Annotated in this window: 16 protein-coding genes and 3 pseudogenes; 12 read left to right on the top strand and 7 right to left on the bottom strand. The window is 67.2% G+C overall.

Annotation, left to right across the window (positions count from 1 at the left end; genetic code table 11):
- Positions 1-9 precede the first annotated feature (9 nt).
- The 4 genes from ACFQGD_RS11085 to ACFQGD_RS11070 are packed head-to-tail and all read left to right on the top strand — an operon-like array spanning position 10 to position 5,781.
- Entirely contained in the window at positions 10-2,982 is a 2,973-nt protein-coding gene (locus ACFQGD_RS11085) for a lantibiotic dehydratase (protein ID WP_345400549.1), read from the top strand.
- Entirely contained in the window at positions 2,979-4,070 is a 1,092-nt protein-coding gene (locus ACFQGD_RS11080) for a lanthionine synthetase C family protein (RefSeq protein ID WP_345400552.1), read from the top strand. The genes ACFQGD_RS11085 and ACFQGD_RS11080 overlap by 4 nt, the downstream gene beginning before the upstream one ends.
- Before the next feature lie 9 nt (positions 4,071-4,079).
- Entirely contained in the window at positions 4,080-5,306 is a 1,227-nt protein-coding gene (gene fxlM, locus ACFQGD_RS11075; RefSeq protein ID WP_345400555.1) for a methyltransferase, FxLD system, read from the top strand.
- A 22-nt stretch (positions 5,307-5,328) separates the two neighbouring features.
- A complete protein-coding gene (locus ACFQGD_RS11070) occupies positions 5,329-5,781 on the top strand; it encodes a hypothetical protein (protein WP_345400558.1) in 453 nt (150 codons plus the stop codon).
- Positions 5,782-5,898: 117 nt separating this feature from the next.
- On the opposite strand, the gene ACFQGD_RS11065 is transcribed toward ACFQGD_RS11070, so the two are convergent.
- Positions 5,899-6,678, bottom strand: a complete 780-nt coding sequence (locus tag ACFQGD_RS11065; RefSeq protein WP_345400583.1) for a transposase family protein — start codon at positions 6,676-6,678, stop codon at positions 5,899-5,901.
- A gap of 486 nt (positions 6,679-7,164) precedes the next feature.
- Between ACFQGD_RS11065 and ACFQGD_RS11060 the strand changes: the two genes are divergently transcribed.
- The 6 genes from ACFQGD_RS11060 to ACFQGD_RS11035 all read left to right on the top strand — a co-directional run bounded on the left by ACFQGD_RS11060 (position 7,165) and on the right by ACFQGD_RS11035 (position 11,056).
- The gene (locus tag ACFQGD_RS11060; RefSeq protein WP_345400561.1) at positions 7,165-7,458 is read left to right on the top strand and encodes a helix-turn-helix domain-containing protein; all 294 of its coding nucleotides are present in this window, start codon (positions 7,165-7,167) and stop codon (positions 7,456-7,458) included.
- Positions 7,459-7,617: 159 nt separating this feature from the next.
- The gene (locus ACFQGD_RS11055) at positions 7,618-8,364 is read left to right on the top strand and encodes a hypothetical protein (protein WP_345400564.1); all 747 of its coding nucleotides are present in this window, start codon (positions 7,618-7,620) and stop codon (positions 8,362-8,364) included.
- Between the two features lie 158 nt (positions 8,365-8,522).
- On the top strand, positions 8,523-8,978 hold the full coding sequence (locus ACFQGD_RS11050; RefSeq protein ID WP_345400567.1) for a hypothetical protein: 456 nt from the start codon (positions 8,523-8,525) through the stop codon (positions 8,976-8,978).
- Entirely contained in the window at positions 8,971-9,624 is a 654-nt protein-coding gene (locus ACFQGD_RS11045) for an HAD family hydrolase (RefSeq protein WP_345400570.1), read from the top strand. The genes ACFQGD_RS11050 and ACFQGD_RS11045 overlap by 8 nt, the downstream gene beginning before the upstream one ends.
- A gap of 15 nt (positions 9,625-9,639) precedes the next feature.
- Complete coding sequence (locus ACFQGD_RS11040) at positions 9,640-9,951, top strand: hypothetical protein (RefSeq protein ID WP_345400574.1); 312 nt, start codon at positions 9,640-9,642, stop codon at positions 9,949-9,951.
- Positions 9,952-10,078: 127 nt separating this feature from the next.
- The gene (locus tag ACFQGD_RS11035) at positions 10,079-11,056 is read left to right on the top strand and encodes a S1 family peptidase (protein WP_345400577.1); all 978 of its coding nucleotides are present in this window, start codon (positions 10,079-10,081) and stop codon (positions 11,054-11,056) included.
- A 131-nt stretch (positions 11,057-11,187) separates the two neighbouring features.
- Here ACFQGD_RS11035 and ACFQGD_RS11030 read toward each other — a convergent pair whose 3' ends face one another.
- Complete coding sequence (locus ACFQGD_RS11030; protein WP_345400580.1) at positions 11,188-11,724, bottom strand: hypothetical protein; 537 nt, start codon at positions 11,722-11,724, stop codon at positions 11,188-11,190.
- Between the two features lie 185 nt (positions 11,725-11,909).
- On the opposite strand from ACFQGD_RS11030, the pseudogene ACFQGD_RS11025 reads away from it, so the two are divergent.
- A pseudogene (locus ACFQGD_RS11025) lies at positions 11,910-13,098 on the top strand (IS3 family transposase).
- 277 nt (positions 13,099-13,375) lie between these two features.
- Here ACFQGD_RS11025 and ACFQGD_RS11020 read toward each other — a convergent pair.
- The 5 genes and pseudogenes from ACFQGD_RS11020 to ACFQGD_RS11000 form a co-directional block, all read right to left on the bottom strand.
- Positions 13,376-13,732, bottom strand: a pseudogene (locus ACFQGD_RS11020) (RNaseH domain-containing protein); the annotation flags it as partial.
- 46 nt (positions 13,733-13,778) lie between these two features.
- Positions 13,779-14,967: pseudogene (locus ACFQGD_RS11015) on the bottom strand (IS3 family transposase).
- A 62-nt stretch (positions 14,968-15,029) separates the two neighbouring features.
- On the bottom strand, positions 15,030-17,228 hold the full coding sequence (locus ACFQGD_RS11010) for an RNaseH domain-containing protein (protein WP_345399478.1): 2,199 nt from the start codon (positions 17,226-17,228) through the stop codon (positions 15,030-15,032).
- Entirely contained in the window at positions 17,225-20,509 is a 3,285-nt protein-coding gene (locus ACFQGD_RS11005; protein WP_345399476.1) for a hypothetical protein, read from the bottom strand. The genes ACFQGD_RS11010 and ACFQGD_RS11005 overlap by 4 nt, the downstream gene beginning before the upstream one ends.
- Complete coding sequence (locus ACFQGD_RS11000) at positions 20,506-21,654, bottom strand: restriction endonuclease-related protein (protein WP_345399473.1); 1,149 nt, start codon at positions 21,652-21,654, stop codon at positions 20,506-20,508. The genes ACFQGD_RS11005 and ACFQGD_RS11000 overlap by 4 nt, the downstream gene beginning before the upstream one ends.
- 305 nt (positions 21,655-21,959) lie before the next feature.
- Here ACFQGD_RS11000 and ACFQGD_RS10995 point away from each other — a divergent pair, with 305 nt between their 5' ends.
- Complete coding sequence (locus ACFQGD_RS10995) at positions 21,960-23,030, top strand: nuclease-related domain-containing protein (RefSeq protein WP_345399470.1); 1,071 nt, start codon at positions 21,960-21,962, stop codon at positions 23,028-23,030.
- Positions 23,031-23,113: the final 83 nt, after the last annotated feature.

Genomic DNA, 23,113 nt, shown 5'->3' with positions numbered 1-23,113 from the left:
GTGCGGGCAATGCCCACGGTGGACTACCGCCATTGCGGTACCGGGTTGCTGCGCGCGTCGGCGCAGCGCCTCGCTCCGTCGCGGTGGCCGGTGTTGTCCAACGACCTCGATTGCCGGGCGTGGCTGGATGAGGTCTGGCCGACGGTGGCCGCGGCGGTGACCCATGCCAGCCCGGTGCTCGCTTCTGAGGTCGCGGAGATTCTGCGGGGACATCAACGCTCGACGCGCGAGGTGCGGCGGACGACGGAGGCGCTGCTGCGGTACGTGCTGCGGTTCGGCCGCTCCACCCCGTTCGGTCTGTTCGCCGGAGTCGGGCCGGTCACAATCGGCGGCGACACCGAAGTGCGCGTCGGTGACCGACATCGCGTGGTGGTCCGCCCCGACAACCGGTGGCTGCGGCAAGTGATCCAGCGCCTGGAAGCGTGCCCGGAACTGTTGGCGCGGCTGGAAGTGGTGTTCCACGACGCCGTCGAAGAGTGCGGCGACCGGCTCGCGCTCGCCGAAGCAGAAGTGGTGAGCATCCGGTACACGACTGCAGTCGCCTCCGTGCGCCGCCTCGCAGCCACCCCGGTCCTTTTCCCGGTGTTGGTCGAGGCGCTGACGGCCGAGTACCCGGGGGCCGGTGATCCCACCGCGATGCTGCTGTCCTTAGTGGAGCGCCGTTTTCTGGTGACCAGCCTGCGGGCACCGGGCGCGGTCAGTGACCCGTTGGGTTACCTTGCCGATTCCCTGCAGGCACTCGATTTTGACGACGTACCGGTCTCGACGTTCGCGGCCGAGGTGATCGAGATCCGCCGCGCGATCGACGCACTCAACCAGGATTCTCACGAGCAGGCGCGGGCGCGGCTGGCCGAGCGGATGCACGCGCTCGTTCCCGCGCCCCGCGGGCCGTTGTCGCTCGATCTTCGGCTCGATGCCGACGTCCGCCTGCCGCAGCGGGTGGTGCGGGAGATCGAACGCACCGCTGGGTTGCTGGCGCGGCTGGTGCGCGAGCACACCGGAAGCCGGGCTTTTCGGGACTACTTCACCGCGTTCTGCGACCGGTACGGCATCGGAACCCTCGTCCCGGTGCGCACGGTGGTGGACTCCGCGGCGGGGCTGGGGTGGCCGCGCGACTACCCGTCCAGCCCGGCGGCCAGCGGGCGGCACGTGTTCTCCGAGCGCGACCGCCTGCTGCTGTCCTGGATCACGGAGGCGATAGCCCGGGGCGAGCGCGAAGTCGAGCTGGACGACGCCGCGGTGGAGGCGCTGGCCGCCGCGGGTGGTGACCCCGACGCGATTCCGCCGCACGTCGACCTCGGTGCGCGCATCCACGCTGCGAGCGTGGCCGCGTTGGAGCGTGGCGAGTACCGGTTCACCGTGGCGCCGGGCCGGGTCGCGGGCACGCTGTCGGCGCGGTTGAGCCCGCTGGTGCCCGAGGCCGGGCTGGCGGCGGTGTTCTCCGCACTGCCGACGATCGCCGAGGGCGCGCTCGCCGTGCAGATGTCGTTCACGCCGCCGTACCCGAGCGCGGAGAACGTCGCCCGCCTTCCGCGGTTCACGCCGGAGGTCGTTTCGGTCGGCGAACACCACCGGGACTCCGAGGGCGTGATCGGGATCGACGACTTGGCGATCACGGCGACTCGCCGCCGCCTGCACCTGGTCAGTCTGTCCCGGCGTCGGGTGATCGAGCCGATGGTGCTGCACGCGCTCGCGGTGAAGCAGCAACCGCCTCTGGCGCGGCTGCTCGGGGAACTGTCTCGGGCGGTGGACAGCGGCTGGATCGGCTTCGACTGGGGGCCGACCGCGGCGGAGTTGCCGTTTCGGCCGCGGCTGCGGTACCGGCGCGCCATCCTGTCTCCGGCCCGCTGGCGGCTCGCCCGCGAAGCCCTGCCCGCCGACCCGGCGGGCTGGAAGGACGCGCTGGAGCGGTGGCGTGTGACGTGGCGCTGCCCGGACCGCGTCGAGCTGCGCGACTTCGACCAGCAGCTCCCGCTGAACCTGACGGTGCCCGCGCACCGGGAGGTGCTCTTCCACCACCTGCGCCAGAACGACGAGGCCGTCCTGGTCGAGGCGCCCGAGCCGGAGGCCGACGGCTGGCTCGACGGCCACCCGCACCTCGTCGTCCTGCCGCTGGTCTCCCGGAAGGCGCCCGAGCCCGCCCCGCGGGTGCAATCCCTTCCGGTTCTCGGCCGCGAGCACGGGCATCCGCCCGCTTCGCCGCGATCGGGCTGGCTGTACGCGAAGCTGTACCTGGCGGAGTACCGGATGGACCCCCTGCTGGTGCACGAGCTGCCGGAGCTGTTGGCCGAACTGGGCGAGCGGGACTGGTGGTTCGTGCGCTACCCACAAGCCCGCGAAGGCGACGAACCCGACCACCTGCGCCTGCGCGTGCGCACTGATGGCGACGCCGACAAAGTCCTGGCCACGGTCACCACATGGGCCGAGCGGCTGCGCACCAACGGGCTGCTCAGCCGCTGGGGCTTCGACACCTACTACCCAGAGACCGGTCGCTACCGAGCCATCGACGAGGCCGAGACCGTGTTCGCCACCGACTCGCGCTACGTCCTCGCCCGGCTCACCCACCAGACTGCCGCGGGGCCGTCGCCGGTGGCGGCCACGGGCCTGTCGATGTTCGATCTCGCCGCCGCATTCCTCGGCGACCACCAGCGCGCCGCCGACTGGCTGCCCCGGCAGGTGCCCCCGGCGGTGCCCGACCGCGGCGACGTCGACCAGGTGACCCGCCTGGTCCGTACCCGGGCATGGCCGGGCGCCGCGGAATCGGTCGAGGTCACCTCGGCGCTGGACGCTCGCGCCGAGGCGGTGCGCCGGTACCGGCACGCGCTGCCCGCCGACGCCGATCTGGACGCCTGCCTCCATGCTCTGCTGCACATGCACCACAACCGCGCCCTCGGCGTCAACCGAGACCGGGAAGCCATCTGCTTGCGGCTCGCGCGGCAGGCCGCCGCAACCTGGCGCAGCACCTCCAGGAGGCAGCCGTGACCGCACAATCGCTGGCCGACGGCCCCGCCGGACAGGCGCTGCTGGCCCTGGAACGCGGCCAGGACGCCCACCGCTGGCTGGCCGCCCTGGTGGCCGAACCAGTGATGGCCCACCCCGAGGAGGCGAGCCTGTTCGAGGGCGCACCCGCGATCGCGTTCACCCTCGTCGCCACCGACCAACGGCGGGCGCTATCCGTACTCGATGACCACGTCGAGAAGATCACCAGGTCCCGACTTGAGGCCGCCTACCAGCGCATGGGCCGCGGCGAGCTGGCCGACAAGCGCGAGTTCGACCTCATCGGCGGCCTGACCGGGCTGGGTGCGTACCTGCTGCGCTGCGGCACCGCCGACGAGCTGCTGCGCGAGGTGCTGCGTTACCTGGTGCGCCTGACCCAGCCGCACCCGGACGGGCGGCCCGGCTGGTGGGCCGCCCACGGCCCCACCGGTCCCGGCCCGGCCTGGCAGACGGGGCACGGCAACCTGGGCATGGCCCACGGCATCGCCGGGCCGCTGACGCTGCTGGCGCTCGCGCTGCGCCGCGGCATCGTCGTGTCCGGGCAGACCGCGGCCATTGACCGGATCTGCCGGTGGCTGGATCGCTGGCGCTGCGGTGTGCCGCCGCGGGCGTGGTGGCCCGAGGCCATCAGCCAGGCCGATCACGCGCGCGGCGCTGTGCACCAACCCGGCCCGTCGAGGCCGAGCTGGTGCTATGGCACGCCCGGCATCGCCCGCGCGCAACAAGTCGCCGGCCTCGTACTCGGCGACCGAGCCCGGCGACGGTGCGCCGAGAACATCCTGGCCTGGTGCCTGGGCGATGAGCAGCAGCTCGCCCGGCTCGGTGACGTGTCGCTGTGCCACGGCTGGGCCGGGGTTGTGCACACTGCCTGGCGCGCCAGCCGCCACAACGACCAGCTCGCCGCCACGCTCCCACGCCTGCTCAACAGGCTCGCCGTCAACCTGGCACGCCAGCCTCCGGACGGGCGCGGGCTGCTCACCGGCACCGCGGGGGTCATGCTGGCCCAGCGCGCCGCCCGCACGAACACGCCACCGGTCACGCAGTGGGACACCTGCCTGCTGCTCCACGAATGAAAGGAAGCGATGAACAACACCACCGACACCACCGCCAGCTCACCGGAGGCCCTGCGCGAGACCATGCTCGCCAAGGTCCAGCAGAAGGGCTACGCGAAGCGCCCCGAGGTGGCACGGGTGCTGCGTGAGGTGCCGCGGCACGAGTTCGTGCCCGAGGCCGACCTGGACGCCGCGCACAACCCCTGGCAGGCGGTGATCACCCACCGCTTCGCCGACGGCACCTCGCTTTCCTGCGCCTCCGCGCCGTTCGTCGTCGCGATGATGCTCGACCAGCTCGCCGTCGAACCCGGCAACAAGATCCTCGAGATCGGTGCTGGGACGGGATACAACGCCAGCCTGTTGGCCGAACTGACCGGCCAGGACAGCAACGTGGTCACCATCGACATCGACCCCGACGTGACCGAGCAGGCCACGCGCAACCTGGCCGCCGCCGGGTACGGCGGCGTGCAGGTGGTCACCGGCGACGGCGCGCTCGGTGTCCCCGAACATGGCCCGTACGACCGGCTGATCGCCACCGTGTCCCCGTGGGACATTCCCTGGGCATGGTGGCGGCAGCTCGCCCCCGGCGCCCGGGTGGTGCTGCCGCTACGGTGGCGCGGCCAGGCCCGTTCGGTGGCATTCACTTACCGGGATGGGCGGCTGGTCTCCGACTCGATCGAACTGTGCGGCTTCGTTTACCTCGTCGGCGAGGACGAAGGCGAACAGGCCGCGCCGATCACCTCTGACGAGACCATCCTGCTGCACTGGGACCGCGACCAGCCCTTCGACCTCAACGCCCTGCACGGAGTGCTCGATCGGCCGCGTGCCAGCGAATGGTCCGGGGTCACCATCGCGGGCGACGAGCCCCACGACGGGGTGTGGCTGCGGCTGACCGTCACCGACCCGCGCGTGTGCCGCCTCAACGTCTCCGCCGACACCAAGCCCGCGGTCTGCGACCCGATCTCGCCCGGTCGCGCACCCGCACTCGTGGAAGGGAGTTCGCTGGCCTACCTCACCTCCCGCCGCCGCGAGGACGGCGACACCACCCGGTGGGAGCTGGGCGCCACCGGGCACGGCCCCGCCGCGACCGAACTCGCCCGCCACCTCTGCGACGAGATCCGCGCCTGGTCGGTGCACCGCGACGAACGCAAGCCCACGCTCGTGGCTTACCCCGCCGACACCCCGGACAGCGAGCTGCCCGGCCCGGTGATCGACAAGACCCACAGCAGGCTCGTCCTCACCTACGAAACCGAGTAACCAGCTCGGCGGGGAGCAGATGATGACCAGGAAGCCCGAACCGCTGACCGAGCAGGCAGTCGATGCCTTCGAGACCGAGTTAATCCAGGCGTTCCGTCGTGCCGTCCGCACCCGGGATCTTCGACCGGTCATCGAACTCGCCGACTCTCTGGTCGCCAGCGGGGCCACCGTGCGCTCCCGCGGTGGCTTGCTCGGGCTCTTCTGGTTCCAAACCTCAATGCTGGACAAATTCCGGGTCGACCGGGGTTCGGCGAGCAGTTACGGGATGCTCGGTCTCCAGCTCGTGAACGAAGGCTGGTGCACCGACGCGGACATGGAGAACGGCATCTCCGAGTATCTCTTCCACCTGGGACTCCGCCGAGGATCTCTGCCCGACACGCTGTATGACCTCATGCTGGAAAACGGGAGGCGCCGAAAGAACTTTCTCCGAGCGATCCACGCAGCAAACATCACGAGAGTGGAAAACGAAAACTAACCCCGCGTGCGCCTATCATCAAGGCGGGGAGATTCCATCAAGATATGGCCGAGAATCACACGGGGACTAAGGGATGTCTCGTAACTCGTGGTGTTGTTGGTGGGGCTGGTGTTGTGGTCAGTCGGTGAGGAGGATGTTGTGCAGATGCGCGATGCCGGACACGGTGTCGGCGAGTGTGCTGGCGGCGCGGCGGTAGTCGCGCAAGATCTTGAAGTTCTTCATCCGGGACAGAACGTGCTCGACGCGGGCGCGGATCGTGCGGTGCGTGGCGTTGAGGTCTTCCTTCCAGTCCGGCAGCTCGCTGCCATCGCGGGGTTTGCGGTAGGGCATGACCACCTCGGGATTGCCTTGGTAACCACCATCGGCCATGACCGGCCGGCCGGCGAGTGCCTCCGCGATGCCGGAGTCGCGGTACACGGTGCAGTCGTTGCGGCTGCCCGGCCGCGGGTCACCGGTGGCGATCACCAATCGGGTCCCGGCATCGATCGCGACCTGCACGTTGGTCGAATATCGGTAGTTCTTCGACGGGGTCGCCAGCCGATGATCCCGCGTGGGCACCAGGGTGCCGTCCACGATCGCGACCGCATCCACCCGGCGTCTGCGGACCGGCGCCAGTGCCAGCAGCGGACCGATCGTGTCGATCACCCGGTGCGCCGCGGAATGCGACACCCCGAACAGCGGCCCGATCTGGCGCATCGTCAGGTTCGTCCGCCAATACGTTGCGACCAGCAGCACACGGTCCGCCAGCGGCAACGCCCACTGCCGGCCCGGCCGCCCATCCGCGATCTCGTCTCCGCCCCGCTTCGCGACCAGCCGCACCAACTTGCGGAACTGGCCCGGCTCCAGCCCGGTGAACGGGGCAATCCACTCCGGCCGCGCCGCCGTGATCACCTGCACCACACCAACATGATCAACTACCGGCCCGGCCAGCCCCACACCGGGTTACGAGACATCCCCTAGTTTGCAATGTGGTGGCTCTGGACTCTGCTCGCCATACTGGGCGGGCTCGGTGCCGCAGCCCTACTGGCCACGTGGCGTTACGCCCACCGCGGCCGACACCCGCCACCCTGGAATGGCCCAGGCGCACGCGTCAGCGGATCGCAAGCCCGTATCGCGCGTGAACGCCTCGACGACCTCAACGCCCGCCGCGCCGCACTCGGCAAACCGCCCGTGACAGAGATCCGTTACGTCGGCGATGGCGTAGCCACAACCGATAACGATACTCCGCCCAGCCAGCCACTGAATACCGACCACGACAACAAGGGGAGCACGCAATAGGCGCCCCGCCCACGAAATAGCCCCACGAAAATCGAAGACACACACCCCTGGCCGCCAGTTCTGTCACGGGGTTTGACCAAGTGTACCCAAATGGAGCCCGCAAGAATGAAGGAAAACAGCTCCTTGTCAACCGACGAGCGCAAGATTCTGGAAGTTCTCGCCAAATCGGAACAAGGCATGGAATGCCGCGAAGTCGCCAACCAATCCGGTATGAGCCTGGCCGAGACCTACCGCCTGCTGTCGGCGTTGCACCACAAGAAGCTGACCACGAAGACCACCGTGGCGAACGACAGCGGGCTGAGGGTGCTCCTGCACGCCGCATCGTCCGCAGGCCAGCAACGACTGCTTCCTGCAAGGAAACGGCAACCGGGAGAAGAACAGCAAGGTCCGTCGGAATGAGCCAGCCAAATACCCGGCGGAGTTGCGCGCGTGCGCGTTCCCGCATCACCCGCGCCGCTGCCCCCGCCGGGCTTCCTGGCCGGGCCGGGCAGCCCATCGCCTCCCGCTGCCCCGCCCGGCCCTGAACGAAATCCCAAGCCACGAAAGGAAGGAGCGCCCATGCACATCGGCGTGACCGTGTTCAACTTCGAGGACGGGGGCCTGCTCCCCGGGGGCGGCTACGACTTCGCTCCCGGGATACGAGCGATCGCAGCTGACCCCGTTTACACCGACCTTGTGATCCTGCTGGAGGCCAATCAGTACGGCCGAGACGGAGAGACCGCTCTCCACGGCTTCGTCAACGCCTTGTCGGAGGCCGCGAGGGTGCCTTTGGTCGGCAGGCTCGGCGAACTCGACCGCGGCGACTTCGCTCCGGCGCTGATCTGGAACCCCAACTCGGTCGTCATCGAGAAGTGGTTCGGGTACGGCGTGCACCGCATTGCCGAGCAGCGCGTGAACTACTGCGAGGCGCGCGTTCGGGACGGTAAGCCGTTCGGTGTCCTCCTCCAGCACTGGGACGACCAGTGCGGTGGACTGCGGTTCACCTCTGCTCAGCAGATCTCCTGGGTTGCCGAGGAAAAGATCCCCGTATTGGTCGCAGGTGACTTCAACTGCACCGCGTCCGGCGCGCACGAGCCCGAGCGGGACTTCTCCCTGACACCCCGGAGTTCGCGCTACCACAAAGGAAAATGGGTCCACGGCGACAAGAGTCCAGTGGGGCCGGAAACGGAAGCATTGGACTACCTGCTGGGCTGGTGGGACAGCGAGGACGACGAGCGCTTCGGCGGCATCGGCATGTACGACCTCGGCGAGATGGCCGCGCTGCGCTACGGCGAATGGGACGCGTTGCTCCCGACCACGAACTAGGAGGACAAGAAGGGCGGGCCACTGCGGATCGACCGCGGGCTCGTCAACGAAGCCGGGCGCGACCTGCTCATCCGAGGCTCGTTCCGGGTCGACATGCCGGACGACGACAGCCCGCCTCCATCCGACCACCGAGTCGTCCGATTCGCACTGGACCTCTGATGGACGGCGACGCTCCCCGGCCCGTGGCCGGACCCGCCGACGAACCGCACCCGCCGCTGGGGCCGCACACCGACGCCATCATCGAGGCGTTCGAGTCGCGCGACTGGACCTTTCTGGACTGCCCCGACCCGAACACGGCCTTCTTCACCTACCGCGGAAGTTTCGGCTGGACCGATTTCGAGCGGAAGGCGTACGCGCCCACCGACATCAGCCTGGCCACGCTGGATTGCTTCGTCTACGGCGACCACCGGGGCTTCGTCGCCAAGGTCACCACCTGCGGCGTGACCAAGGGATGCCCGGATCATCGAAGCAAGACGGTCAGGTTCCCGTTCGACGGCCCGCAACTGTCCGGCCAGTTCAACGAGCACGAGGTCCACGCGCGGGACATCGACACCGCCGCGGTCGCACGGTGCCTGCTGTTCGGGGCGTGCAGTGAGGCGGTGCGCCGTGGTTAGCCTGATCGTGGTCGACCTCGGCCACACCACGGGCAGGTTCACGGGCGACTCGACCAGCGCGGCTCTGCGCGCGCTGTCCCCGCTGACTCCGGTCGCCCCGCCTCGCATCGTCGAGACCGTCCGCTGCCTGCTGCACCGCGCGCCCGAGCTGACCGACGAGCTCGCCGCTCGGGTATGTCAGCGCCTGCTGATCCCGCCCAGCGAGTTCCCGACGTCCTGGGACCGCGGATACACCCCGTACGAATACACAGGTCGCGCGCTGGACGAGCTGTGCCGGATCGCGCCCGTGGTGGCGCTGTCCAACATGGCCGTCACGGGCGGGCCGGAGCGGGTCGCCGCCGTGAAGGCAGCGCACCGCGGCGACCTGGTCGAGGTGTACACGAGCTACCAGCTCGGTGGGGCCAAGCCCGAGCCGTGGCTGTGGCAAGCCGTCGCCGCGCGCCACGGCGCCGACATCGAGCGCGTGGTGCACATCGGCGACCGGCTGGACGCCGACGTCTACGGCGCCTTGGTCGCCGGGGCGCGCGTGGCGCACCTGCCCCAGGGCGACGACCCGGCCGTGTACCCGAAGAACAGCCAGGGCCGCATCTTCGCAGCACGCGACCTTCTGGACGCCGTGCCGGTCGTGCGCGCGTGGGCGAAGTAGGCCGCTATGGGAGACATGGACGAGGGCACCGAGGCACTGCGCCGTGCCGCGGAAGAGACCGCCGGCGGGTTGGAGGCCCTACGCCGCGAGGCGACCGCCTTGGACGCGGCTACCGACCAAGTGATGGCGCATGGCCGCACCGTCCGGGAGATGCACGCCGACATGCTGCGGCGCGACATCGCCGCCCACGGCAAGGCGCTCGGGATGATGATGGCGATCCAGCGCTTGCAGGAATGCGGCGCCGAGTGCCTGGCCGTGTGCGTGACCTCCTTCCTGGAACAGGACATCCGCAACGTCCCAGACGACGATCTGCCCCTTCTCGATTGATCCCGCTCTCCGGCCCGAGTGCGTGTGGCGACCGGCCACCGCCAGCGGTCCGAAGTAGAGCCAACAGACGACCGGACATCCCGGTTGAGAAGAAAACCGAACCCGATAATAGAAAAGAGGGATCCATTTGCGGCACAAGCGAATAACAGGCGCGCTGTTCGCGCTCGTGTTCGCCATCGCCAGCCTTCTCGCTCCCGCCACCGCGGACGCGATCGTGGGCGGCATCCCGGCGAACGACGAGTACGCCTTCTCCGGCTCGGTCCAGACGCCCCACAAGGGCGAGAAGGACTGGCACACGTGCGGAATCACGTTGATCACGCCACTGCACGCACTCGGCGCCGCGCACTGCCAGACCAACTTCGAGGCTGGGTCGAAGCTGCGCCGGTTCGGTGCGGCGACGGCTGAGCCGTCACCGGACTTCGAGGACCCGTCACGGTTCCATGTGCAGTTCGGCAGCCACGATCGGCTGCACGGCACCGAGGTCCGCGGCGTGGTCAAGATCAGCAAGCCGCCGGAGTGGGCGAAACTGAAGAAGACCCCGCGCGGCGAAGTGGGTGACCTGGTGATCCTGACCCTGGATCGCCCGATCACCACGATCCGCCCGGCGGGCCTGGCCGAGGTGAACCCGCGGCTTCCGCTGCGGGAGATCGGCTGGGGCCTGCACTCGGTGGACGACCTGGGCAAGGGTCCGGCACCACGCTGGCTGCACGAGGCGGACGCACCCGGCGTGGGGCGCACGTCGGCGGACTGCCGGGGCGCGGATCTCGGCGTGGACGAACTCTGCGTCCGCAAAGGCCGCGACGTGGCCGACCCGGCGAAACCCGCCGGGGAATGCTACGGCGACTCGGGCAGCCCAGCCCTCCAACGGGGCCGCGACGGCACCTGGAACGTGGTCGGCGTGGTCTCCCGCGGCCCGGAAGGGCCGAACGGGGAACCTCGGTGCGCCACGGATGCCGTGATGCCGAAGCCGACGTACTACCTCAACTGGATCATCCAGGAGGTGGCGGCGCAGGGCGCGCAGGTGCGCCTGGCTGAACTTCCACGGGATTCCGGGAAGCCGGGTGACACCCAGCCGGTGGTCCGTCCGGTAGGCGCGGCGGCATAACCGCACGAGAAAGGTAGCCCCGTCGCTCGAGCCAGGCGACTTCGGTTTCCGGCGAGCGGCGGGCTCTACCAAGCAGGTGATGTGTGCCGAGGTGTTCATGGAGCAGCAGAATGACCGCGCGCTGTCGGCGGTCACCAGTCCGTTGACTTGGTATTCCTCTTCGACACCTGCGGCAGTACCTCGGATGCGTGTGCCAGCGTTTTCATGTGCAGTTCGAAGCTTCGGCTGCCGAACACCTCCACCGCGGCGGAGAGCACGTTGGCCGCTCGGGCGCTGAGCATGCCCTCGCCTGCCTGCATGACGGTCAGCACTCGGCGCAGGTCGCCCAGCGTCTCGGCTGTGGCGTCGCCTGTCTTCTCCAACCTGTCCACCAGCATCTCCAGCCGGTCCAGCGGAGGGGTGAACACCTCAACGAGGTGATCCAGCAGTGCCTCGTCCGACGGCACACGCACGCGGGCCAGTACCTGCTCGTCCTGGCCCTCGTGTTCGGTCTTCCAGCGACGCAACGTCTCCGCCGGGTACAGCTTCTCCGCGGTGGTTACGTCGTCCACCTCAGTGTGGTGCGGATAGCACAACAGCAGCAGGTGGCGGAAGCTGTCGCGCTCGTCCGGCGAGAGGCTGGGATCGTGGCGAGCGGCGTTCGGCCGCACACCGTGCACGTGCGCCACCCAGGCATTCTTTCTGTAAACGCCCGGCCGCACTTCGACTACCACCGGCGTCCTGCACCCGGGCCAGTAGCAGGTCCCGCTGCTCAACGCCCACAGCGCCGCCTCGGTGGCTGGGGAAATTGAGGGGCTGTTGATCTTCCGGACAGCGAACCCACTAGGGTTTTTGTTCGGAAGAGAGGAAGCCAGTGTCAAAGAATCGTCGGTCGTTTACTCCTGAGTTCAAGGAGGAGGCGGCGAAAATGGTGGTCGAGACGGGCCGCCCGGTGGCGTCGGTCGCGCGGGAGAACGGGCTGAACGAGCAAACGCTTCGTAACTGGGTGAACGACTACCGGAAGGCTCATGCTGCGGACGAGCCACCATTGACCGTGTCGGAGCGCGCGCGGCTGCGTGAGCTGGAGAAGGAAGTCCGTGAGCTACGGATGGAGAAGGAGTTCCTGGGAAAAGCCGCAGCCTTCTTCGCGAGCGAGTATCGGTGAACGAGAGGTACGAGTTCATCGAGGTGGAGAAGGGCGCAGTGACCGATACTGGCGAGAAAAAGTACACAGTGACCAAAATGTGCGAATGGTTGGGTGTGTCGAAGTCGGGATTCTATGAATGGCGTTGTCGGCCCAAGTGCGCGACGGCGCAGCGTCGCGCCTACCTGGCTCCGTTGATCACGAAGGTTTTCGACGATTCGGATGAGACCTACGGTCACCGGCGCGTCCACGCCCAGCTGCAGCGCCAGGGTGAGCGGTGCACCCTGAGCTGATCCGCAGCATCATGCGTGAGCTGGGGCTCGAGCCTTGCCAGCCCCGTCCGTGGCGACTCGGCCTGACTGAGCCGTCTGCCAGCTTGCTGCCCGACCTCGTTGGCCGCGACTTCGCCGCATCCGCGCCCGGCGAGAAGATGGTTGGCGATATTACCTATATCCCTACGTGGGAGGGCTGGGTTTATCTCGCGACGGTCATCGACTGTCATACGAAGGGCGTTATCGGGTGGGCGATGGACGATAATTACCAGACGCCTCTCATCGAGAAGGCGATTCGCATGGCCGTACGCAACTATCCTATCGCACGCGGGGCGATATTCCACTCCGACCGTGGCAGCAATTACACTTCCGCCCAGTTTGCCAGCACGCTCCGATCATTGGGCATCAGGCAATCGGTCGGACGCACGGGAATATGCTATGACAATTCGATGGCCGAATCGTTTTTTGGTGCCCTGAAGAACGAGCGGGTTCACCGAGTGATCTACTCCACCCGAAAGAGGGCCAGGACAGATATTGCTGCCTATATCGAACTTAGATATAATAGTCGACGTCTCCATTCGGGACTCGACTATAAGGCCCCAAATGAGGTCTACAACGAGTACCTGAACCGGCAGCAAGCGGCATGAATTGACCCACTAAACAGCTGTCCGGAAAGATCGAGGCCGCTCAAATCTTCTTGCGCACGCCGCGTTCGGAGGCTGAGGAGGTCATGACCTCGATCATCCACCGCGCCACCGACAAAACAGGACGGCCGCCCGCCGGGATTCGGCTACGGCGAGCGGTGGCGGCCCGGCCGGTCCCTCCGTGCTGCCCAGCCACGGTCGCCGGGGCGGCCGGTGCCCATTCCCGCAGCACCGCCCGCCCCAGCCCGCCCAGTCGTCACGTTATGAATGCCGTCATGATTTAGGTCTCGGTTTCCTCGGGTTGCTCCGCTCGTTGGGGATGGTCGAGGTCGGATCGTTCGGCGAGGTGGAGGGGCGTGGGGTTTTGGGTGCGGTCGTCCCAGGATGCGGCCTGCTGGCAAAGCCGTGCGGTGAGTGCGGCCAGGTGGCGTTCGGGCCAGGTTCCCGGCGCGGCGATGGCGATCTCGAGGGCGGTCAGGCCGTGCCAGTCCTTGCCTGTTAGAGCGAGTTTGTCGTCCGGAACAGTCCAGCGGGTATAGGCGGCTCCCGCGCGCGCCGTAATGGCTCCGGATCGGTAGGTACGTGAGGTTTGGGCGAGTAGCCAACTGTGCGTGCCGTCTTCGTTGTGCTCGTAGAGGGTTGAGCGGCCTCGATCTTTCCGGACAGCTGTTTAGTGGGTCAATTCATGCCGCTTGCTGCCGGTTCAGGTACTCGTTGTAGACCTCATTTGGGGCCTTATAGTCGAGTCCCGAATGGAGACGTCGACTATTATATCTAAGTTCGATATAGGCAGCAATATCTGTCCTGGCCCTCTTTCGGGTGGAGTAGATCACTCGGTGAACCCGCTCGTTCTTCAGGGCACCAAAAAACGATTCGGCCATCGAATTGTCATAGCATATTCCCGTGCGTCCGACCGATTGCCTGATGCCCAATGATCGGAGCGTGCTGGCAAACTGGGCGGAAGTGTAATTGCTGCCACGGTCGGAGTGGAATATCGCCCCGCGTGCGATAGGATAGTTGCGTACGGCCATGCGAATCGCCTTCTCGATGAGAGGCGTCTGGTAATTATCGTCCATCGCCCACCCGATAACGCCCTTCGTATGACAGTCGATGACCGTCGCGAGATAAACCCAGCCCTCCCACGTAGGGATATAGGTAATATCGCCAACCATCTTCTCGCCGGGCGCGGATGCGGCGAAGTCGCGGCCAACGAGGTCGGGCAGCAAGCTGGCAGACGGCTCAGTCAGGCCGAGTCGCCACGGACGGGGCTGGCAAGGCTCGAGCCCCAGCTCACGCATGATGCTGCGGATCAGCTCAGGGTGCACCGCTCACCCTGGCGCTGCAGCTGGGCGTGGACGCGCCGGTGACCGTAGGTCTCATCCGAATCGTCGAAAACCTTCGTGATCAACGGAGCCAGGTAGGCGCGACGCTGCGCCGTCGCGCACTTGGGCCGACAACGCCATTCATAGAATCCCGACTTCGACACACCCAACCATTCGCACATTTTGGTCACTGTGTACTTTTTCTCGCCAGTATCGGTCACTGCGCCCTTCTCCACCTCGATGAACTCGTACCTCTCGTTCACCGATACTCGCTCGCGAAGAAGGCTGCGGCTTTTCCCAGGAACTCCTTCTCCATCCGTAGCTCACGGACTTCCTTCTCCAGCTCACGCAGCCGCGCGCGCTCCGACACGGTCAATGGTGGCTCGTCCGCAGCATGAGCCTTCCGGTAGTCGTTCACCCAGTTACGAAGCGTTTGCTCGTTCAGCCCGTTCTCCCGCGCGACCGACGCCACCGGGCGGCCCGTCTCGACCACCATTTTCGCCGCCTCCTCCTTGAACTCAGGAGTAAACGACCGACGATTCTTTGACACTGGCTTCCTCTCTTCCGAACAAAAACCCTAGTGGGTTCGCTGTCCGGAAGATCAACAGCCCCTCAGGTGGAGCGTGGCAAGTTTGGTTGGTTGGGGTCGGCGCTGGTGGTTCCGTGGCTGCGGTGGGTGGGTTGGGCGACGCGGTCGCCGTTGGCGCATCGGACGACGGCGAGATCGGGATGGTTGAGCGTGGCGCCCGGCAAGAGACCATTGCCGAAGGATGCATCGTTGAGGCCGGGCCAGATCCCTTTGCAGCTTTGGGCATCGACAAAGATGACGAGCGGCTTGTCGCGGTTGAATTTTCCGGCGGTGAGCGCTTCGTCGACCAGGTCGCGGATGTCCTGCAGGTGCTTGTATTCGCGGCTGAGTTTGGTGGTACCGAGGTCGTCGGTGTGGTACGTAGCGTTGCCGACGCGGTAGGGCATCCACGCCTGGTGCTGATCGCTGTAGGTCTCGGTGCGCCAGGGTTTGTCCGGGGCCGGGCTGGCGTGCATCGCGACGAGGCGGATCACCAGCCGGGTCTTGGCGCCGCTGGACTTGCGTGGCGTGTGTTGGCGAATGTGGATGCCGACGAGCGTCGCGTCCCGATCGAGCCGCCCTATGAGACGCGGGTTGGCGGTGGCGCGGGCGAGGCGGTTGTCAATGACACCGGCTTGGCGGAGGAGGTCGCGAACAGCGGCGATCGCGGGTTCGTCCTTGGGATTCGTGACGCGGACGACGCCTTTGATGGTGCGCTTGCGCGGTTTGGGCAGTGTCCACTTGGAGTTCACGAACTGGACGACGACTCCCCGTTCAGCGAGCAGGCGGCGTACGGGGTATTTGGCATCGTGCTTGGGTGGGTCCTCGGGGTCCCACTCGGTTTCAGCTAGAGCGACGACCGCGGTGTCATCCGGAGCATCGAGCCAGGGAATGTCATGCGCACTGCGTGCATGATCGCCGTGGGACAGCAGGGTTTCAGCGTGGTGCAAGACCACGCTCAATCGTGGGGTGAGCGCTACCGGGTGGTCATCGGCGATTCCAGCGAGCGGATGGTGCGTAGTGGTCGAATACGCGACGAGGGCGTCGACCATGCGGCGACGCACGGCCGGGGTCGCGTACAGGCCCACGATGCGCAGGTGCTGGACGCCGGTGGCGGCGATCGCATCGTCGAGCTGGTCTGCCGGGATGGGGCCGGTGATGTGAGGAGCGACGGTGATCGGGGTCTTGGCGTAGCGCAGTGGCGGGACGCCGAGCTGGCGGGTGGCGTGCTTGCCGAGCTGGTAGAGGAACCGCACGCCAGGTCCTTTGCCGATCGAATGCTTACGCGGTTTGCCGATGGGCCGCACCGGGGCGGCTGTCGCGCCGAGTTCAGGCGGCAGCGTCATGGGGTGCAGGCCGCAGGACTCGACGACTTCGGCGGTGTAGCCCTTGAATATCGGCTGCTGACGTCCTTTGGCTGGGTAGGGCGAAAGGATGGGCAGTTTAACGATCGGCAGGTTCGGGTCGCCGCGGTCGAGCCAAACGTTCTTGACGAAGTTCCAGGTGTAGGGGTGGCGGGCGACGTGGCCGTCCAGGCGCAGGTAGAGCCCGGTGGCGCCGGGGAGGGTGATGATCTTGGTGGAGACGTGGATGGTGGCGTGGCCGACGGTGTTCTTCGAGGCGCGGGTCAGTGGGTGGTCGAAGGCGACGAGGTGACCGTCAGTGTCCAGCCGGAAGGTGATGGGGAGGTGGCCATCGATGAGCATGGGTGCGGCAGCGATGCGGGCGGCGAGGTTCCATCGCGCGGCGTCGAAGATCCAGCCGGGTGCGCGCACGACCCCGGTGCGGGAATCGGTGTGGATGAACTCGCGCAAGGGCCGAGTTCGCGGTGTGATGCCGGTGAGCAACGGGGCCAGGGTGTTGGCGTCGGGATCCGCGGTGGAGAGTTGCTCGAATCGGCGCAGGGCGCTTGTCATGATCCACGGATCGAGAACGCCGGTGCTGACCAGAAGCGCTACGACACCGCTCGACTTCTCGTCCGCGGAGAGCTGGTAACGGGGAAACAGCCGGACGGTCCGGTTCGTGGCCGCGGTGAGCGCCGCTGCGAGGGCGGAGTAGCTGGGCGTGAACTCTTCCCGGTCGGCGCGCCCCTTGGCCAATTTGACCCGCCGAGCGAATCCGTCCCAGGCAGTGAGGAAGTCCTCGGTCAGCGGGTAGACAACGAGGTCGCCCAGGGTGTCGGGGTCGATGCGATAGCAGAGGGTGTGCAGGCCGGAATCGAGGCTGTCAGCGGTAATGGTCACTCGAGTTCCTGTCGTTCGTCTGCGAAGTCGAAGATGGCGTCCAGCGTCTGCCCGTAGAGCGCGTGCATCAGGTCGAGGTGTCCGTCCCGCTTCCATTCAGCGCGGATCCGGCGAACCAGGCTAGGCAAGTCGGACTTACCGCTGGTGTCGTGGAAGGCATAGTCGACCAGGTGGATCTCACCGATATCCCCGCCGCGGCGAGCGCGGCCGGCGAGTTGGATGAGTCCGTTGAGGGTCTCCTTGGCGATCGCGAGCTGGGTTTCCGATGGCAGCGAACGGAAGTAGGGCAGGCTGGCGAACAGCTCGTCGAAGTGCTTGGCGGCAGTGATCCGCATCAGGTCAAGGACCCCGGCGGGGTCCTCGGTCGGGGTGGCCTCGGCGTGCGCTCGACTGTGCACGTGGGCCAGCAACTCGGCGGGTTCGTCGAGGATGGGGATCGGGCGGACCACCAGCCAGACGGACCCGATCAGTGAGCGGCCTGCTTCGTCGACGATGTTGAGCCCCCGTTCAGCACGGGCTAGAGGCGCCAACAGCACGGAGCCCGGTGCGGTGCCCACCGTACGTCCGAACTCTTCCAAGCGGTTGGCGGGCAGCTCGACCCATTGCGCGGTGACGCGGATTCCGTCGCGGGCGGCGCTGGGCGGGACGGCGAGCACGATGTGCTCGGCCGGGACCCCGGCGGCGGCGATGCCGCGGGCCAGGTCGTGTGCGCCTTGGTAGGCGGTGGTGGCCAGCAGCAGGCGGGCACGGTGGGCGGTGGCAGGGTCACTGGCGAGCCCGGCGAGGGCGGGGTCGAGACGTTTGGTCCACAGGCGCTTGCCGAGCTGGAGCAGCACGTTGCTGCGCTGTATACCGTAGGTGCCCGACACGCGGAGGAACTCCTTCTCCTCATCGGAGACGGGCGCGGCGTGGATGCGGATGCCGCCGGTGGTGTCGTCTGGTACCCACCAGGTCGGTTTCGCACGCACGTGGTGGTGCGGGGCGCCGGGGAAGTAGCCGGTCGCGGACAGGCCGACCACGATGCGGGGGCGCCCGGTGTGGGCCAGCGCGGTGAGCTCGCCCAGCGTCGCGACGTAAGCGTGCGGGTCGCCGCCGAAGCCGCTCACCCGCAGCGCGGTGTCCAGCGGCCGGTCCTCGTCGTGCATCTCGGTGAACGCGAACAGCACCCGGCCCATCGGCCCGTAGGGCACCGCTCGCCAGGTGGCGTACTGGCCGAGAGCGCTGGCGATCTCCCCGGCGGCTTGGACACCGGAGGCGTGTAGCTGGGGGGCGGTGTAGACGAAGGTGAACAGCAGCTTCCGCAGGGGTTCCAGATGAGCGCGGCGGATGAGCCGGTCGGTGGCCACTGCGCGCTCATTCTCATCGTCAAGCCGACTGCTCTCGTAGGGGTTTCGGGCCAGCAGGTCGAAGATCAACTGCCAGCCGTCGTCGAACAGGTCGTCCCCACGGGACGGGCTCGTCATCAGCGCGAGCATGTGAGCAACGGGTTCCAGCCACTCCGGCAGCACGGCCTGGCTGTCTGAGAGCGGGAACAGGGCCTCCAGCGTGTCGTAGTGCTCGCCCCCAGGCGGGGTTCCCTCGGGCAAGTTGAACAGGGTGGCGGCCAGCCACGCATCCCAACGACGCGGCAACAGCCACCGCCCGAACATCGGATGCCCAGCGGAAATACCGTTGCGGGAACGGCGGAAATGGCCCGCTGCCAGATGCCGGTTGTAGTTCTCTGCCAGGAACCGCGCCTGGGTCAGCGCCGCGTGGACCCGGCCTTCGATGCGGGTGCCGATCCGGCCCAGCGCTCCATCGTTGAACTCCCGATCGAACTGCCGCAGCGGCGACAGCGGCGTTCCCCGACGCTTGGCCAGCTGCAAACCGTGGGCGCTGTGCCCGATCAGGTTGGACTGGAAGGCGTCGATCTCATCGATAAGGACTACATGACTGCGGTGTAGCAGAACGTTCTCGACGGCCGGATTCTCCTCGATCCGCCCGTTGATCATTACGGGCACGTGCAGTCGACCGGCGAAGAAGTTGATGTGACTGGTCACCACGACGGTGGCCCGGCATGCCTGGCGTGCCAGGCGAAACTTCCCGCACGAGGGTTTCCACGGGCACTGGTAGTGCCCGCTGCTGGCGGTGCCGTCGTCGCGGACCTTCCTCAGGCCGGTACACGGCTCCGCCCCGGGATCCCAGGCATCCACGGCCCGCTCGGTGTGGGCCGCCGCGGGCAAGGCGCAGCCGTAGTGCATGCGCGAGTAGGCCCACTCACCCAGGTCGCCATCGCGCACGCTGGTCGCCGCAGCCTCAGCTTCCTTCGCGATGGAGCTGGGCGACATGAGGGGAACCACCTCGCCGTCGATGCCTAGCACGCGCAGGCTCGTCTCGATCGAGTGCGCAGCCTGCACCACGACAGCGTTCTTGGGCACCAGCAGGCTCGTGACCATGCGACGTTGCGCGCACCAACAGGCCACGAGTTCGGCCAGGACGTTCTTGCCCACCCCGGTGGGTGCGTTGAATAGCCGTGTCGCCCCGGCACGCAATACCCATCGACCGTTGATGCGGTTGTCGGGATCTGCCTGGATCTTGGTGAAGATCCGTGTCATCGACTTGGTGCGGTGCTGCTGCCCCAGGGCCGTGTCGAGGTCGCCGGCGAGCTGGAAGAGGTCGTCCACCGGGATCGCGACCTCGTCCGCCGCGCCGGGTGATCCTAGCTCGATCGGTGTCTCCGGCTCGACCTTCGGCGACATCGCCAGCGTGTAGCTCGCCTCCACGATCCCGGAATCCGGCGCAAGCCCGCGGATCCAGGTAACGTACTCGCCGTCGTTAGCGATCGTCTGCGCTCGACGGGGCCGCATCTCGCGTTGCAGCCACAACTGCTGGGCGCACTCCTCGACCACCAGCCGGGCCGAACCGCTGATCTCGACCAGCACGGTCTCCTCATCCAGAATCCGGAAGTCGGCGATGTGATCGGGAATCAGCTCGTCCACAAGGTCGGTGAACGCGGTGCGGTTGGCCATCTCGACCGGTCGCCACCGCAGCAACCGCGCGACGAGGGCCTTGTCCTCGGCAGACAGCGCTGCCCAGCGTGACCACTTGTCCACCTGCCCGGAGAGAAAGAACAAGGCGTCCTTGATCCGCGCGGTGGCCCGGCCGTCTTCGACGGCGCGGGGGAAGAACAGGGCCGCCAGCGCGAGTGCCCCGCGCACCACCGGGATAGCCAGGGCGTAGTCCGGCTGGGCGTTCGGCCGACCACGACGGCGGGCACGGCGCTCATCACGTCGTCCGCTCACCGCGTCTCACCGCCCCGAACGTGGTCGCCGACCTGCCGCACGAAGCTCTTCATCGTCCACACCGACTTCTCCGGCAACAACCGCCGCAACTGAGTGACCTGCCCCTTGCGATAGTTCGGCACTACCACATGTTGGGCTGCGGGCGGATCGTCCACGATCCCACGCGCATCCACGTGATCCTTCACATCCACTGCCCATCGTCGCCCGTCCGGCGCCGTGACCAGAGCATCGAAAGTGTCCTTGACCGGCCACAATGCCACCGTGACTCCAGAAAACCGTTGCTCGAGCCGCTCCAGCGCGACCTCCGGGACCCCCGGCACCGTGATGAACCGCCACACCGCAGGATCCACACACCGCGCCCCGGCCACCGGTAGCGGACGCGGAGGCGCCCCTCGACTCGTCGAGATCTTGACCAGCCCTGGCGGTGCCCCACTCGTTCCGTCCAACAGCCGAAACCGTGCCTCATGCGGACCGTAACTACACCGGACTTCCGGCTGCCGGACCCGCATCGGCCACAGGCAGACCGGGCACGGCCACCAGCACGCCCCGTCCTCTCCTGAGGAGAACCGGAACTGGCGGTCCACGGGGATCTCGATGTAGTCGGCGACCTGGCGTGCACCGGCAAAGCGCGCCGAAGTCGTGCGCTCCTCAATCAGCGCACGCATGTCCCCGGCTGGCCGCTCCACGACGAACCGCCGCGAAGCGGTGTACACGGCCTGGCCACCAGCCTGAACCAAGCTCTGGAACAACTGCCGTTCGACCTGCTCGCCACGCTGCCACGCCCACCGGGGCAACCACTCGGTTGCCGGGTCAGCGTCGGCGTCGAACAGAGCCTGGGTGTAGTCGCAGGCGATCTCCATCGCCTCGTCACTGAGCACGCCGTCAGCACCAAGGAGCACCACCGTGTCCAGCACCGATGGCTCCCCAGCAGCCGGAAGGAGCTCACCCAAGGGACGGTGCAGCATCGCTACCAACTCCGCAGGCGTGGACGGGCCAGCACCCGGACCAAACGCATGCATGATCACCCCGGTCATCCGCGCGACCTCACGCCATGCCCGCTGCTCTTCCCGACGACGCGACCACGCCACCGCCGACCGCAGCGCCGCCGTCGCAACCGCCCCACGCCGTCCGTACGTCTCCAGCATGTTCTCGTCCTCGAGATCGATCTGCTCCCGTTGCCGAGCACTCGGCCTGATGGCGGTACTTCCTAGCACGACCCACCGACAAGACCCGGCGATTCGTCACCTGAACGAGTGAAAGAGGCGGTCAGAATGCCACCTCCAGCCGCAACGCCGCTCGCTGCACCAGCAGCCACGCGTCTATTCGCTCCTTGATCGTGGTGCACCAGCGCGATACGAAGGAAGTCAACGTGGGCCGAAGCAGGGTGCTGGTTCGTCCGGCACAGCCCTTGCGGCCTTACGCGCGTGTTGGCTATCGAGGGGGTTCTCACATGGGGTCGACCTACCGGCCACCATCCTGGCCCATCGCACCCGAGCAACTGCCCTGGTGGGGCCAGGTGGAACCGGAAACAACCTGTCAATGGCGCAACGGCCGGATCCGGCACGCGCGAGAGATGTTCTTCGCTGCGAGCGGGCTGTGGGCGGTCTTTATGATCGTGCTGCTGACCGTGCAGCAGCAGTCTCCCGGTGAACTGGTGGTGTGGCTGCTCTGGCCGGCCCTTTCCATCGGCCTGGGCATCGCACGGGTACGAATTCCGGCCTGGCTCTTGGCGACCTACCTTCTCAGCGCGGGATTTCTCGGTGTCGTCGCCGTGTACGCAAGCCAACACGCGAACACCGACCCAGCAGGGACCGCCGCGATCTTCACATTGCTCGCCGTGTTCCACGCGGTTGTGCCGTTGCTTGCGCGTGCTTACGCAATCTCGGCGAACGCTGATCGGACGGTCCCGCGCCAGATACGTGATCAACAAGTCTTCGGCAGCACGGGCACCGCATTGGCACGGGCACAGGGCTGGCGCCGGGAGGCCGTGGAATCCGGGCTGCTCGGCGAAGCACTGACCGGCGAATTACTCGAGCACTACCTCACCCGAATTCCCAGCGCCAGGATCTTCCACAGCCTGAAGTGGCCGGGCTCGTCCACGGCCGACGTGGACCACGCGGTCCTCTGCGGCCGACGGCTGATCCTCATCGACAGCAAACGCTGGACACCCGGCAACTACACCCTCACCGCAGACAACATTGCCCTGCGGGCAGGTCGACCGTTCTTCGGCTCCGAGGTGCGACTCCCGTGCGCGGTCGCGGCCTACCAGCGGCTGCTGCCCAGGTGCGACGTGCACGGCATCGTGCTCATACACCCCAACCGCAACGGCGCCGTCACGATCTCCGCTCACCCGGGTGCAGGCGTGCAGGCTCTCACCTCGGAGCAGGTCCTCCTCGACGTCTGTGCCTGGTTGGCCGAACAGCCCTACGTGATCGACACCCGGGCCGTTGCACTACTGAAAAGCATGACCCACTCCTGTGGCCCGGTTACGGGCAGACCGGCCGCAGGGGCCAACAAGTAACCGATACCCGACGATTGGCTGCTGAATCGGCTCCAACGAACGAAGCGAGTAGCGCCCGGTCCAGCGATCAGAAACCCTTGCTC

The organism is Haloechinothrix salitolerans, assembly GCF_042662605.1.
In the GTDB taxonomy this organism is placed as follows: Bacteria; Actinomycetota; Actinomycetes; order Mycobacteriales; family Pseudonocardiaceae; genus Haloechinothrix_A; species Haloechinothrix_A salitolerans.
Note: the sequence above shows the minus strand (reverse complement) of the source record. Positions and strands in the feature narration are given on the sequence as shown.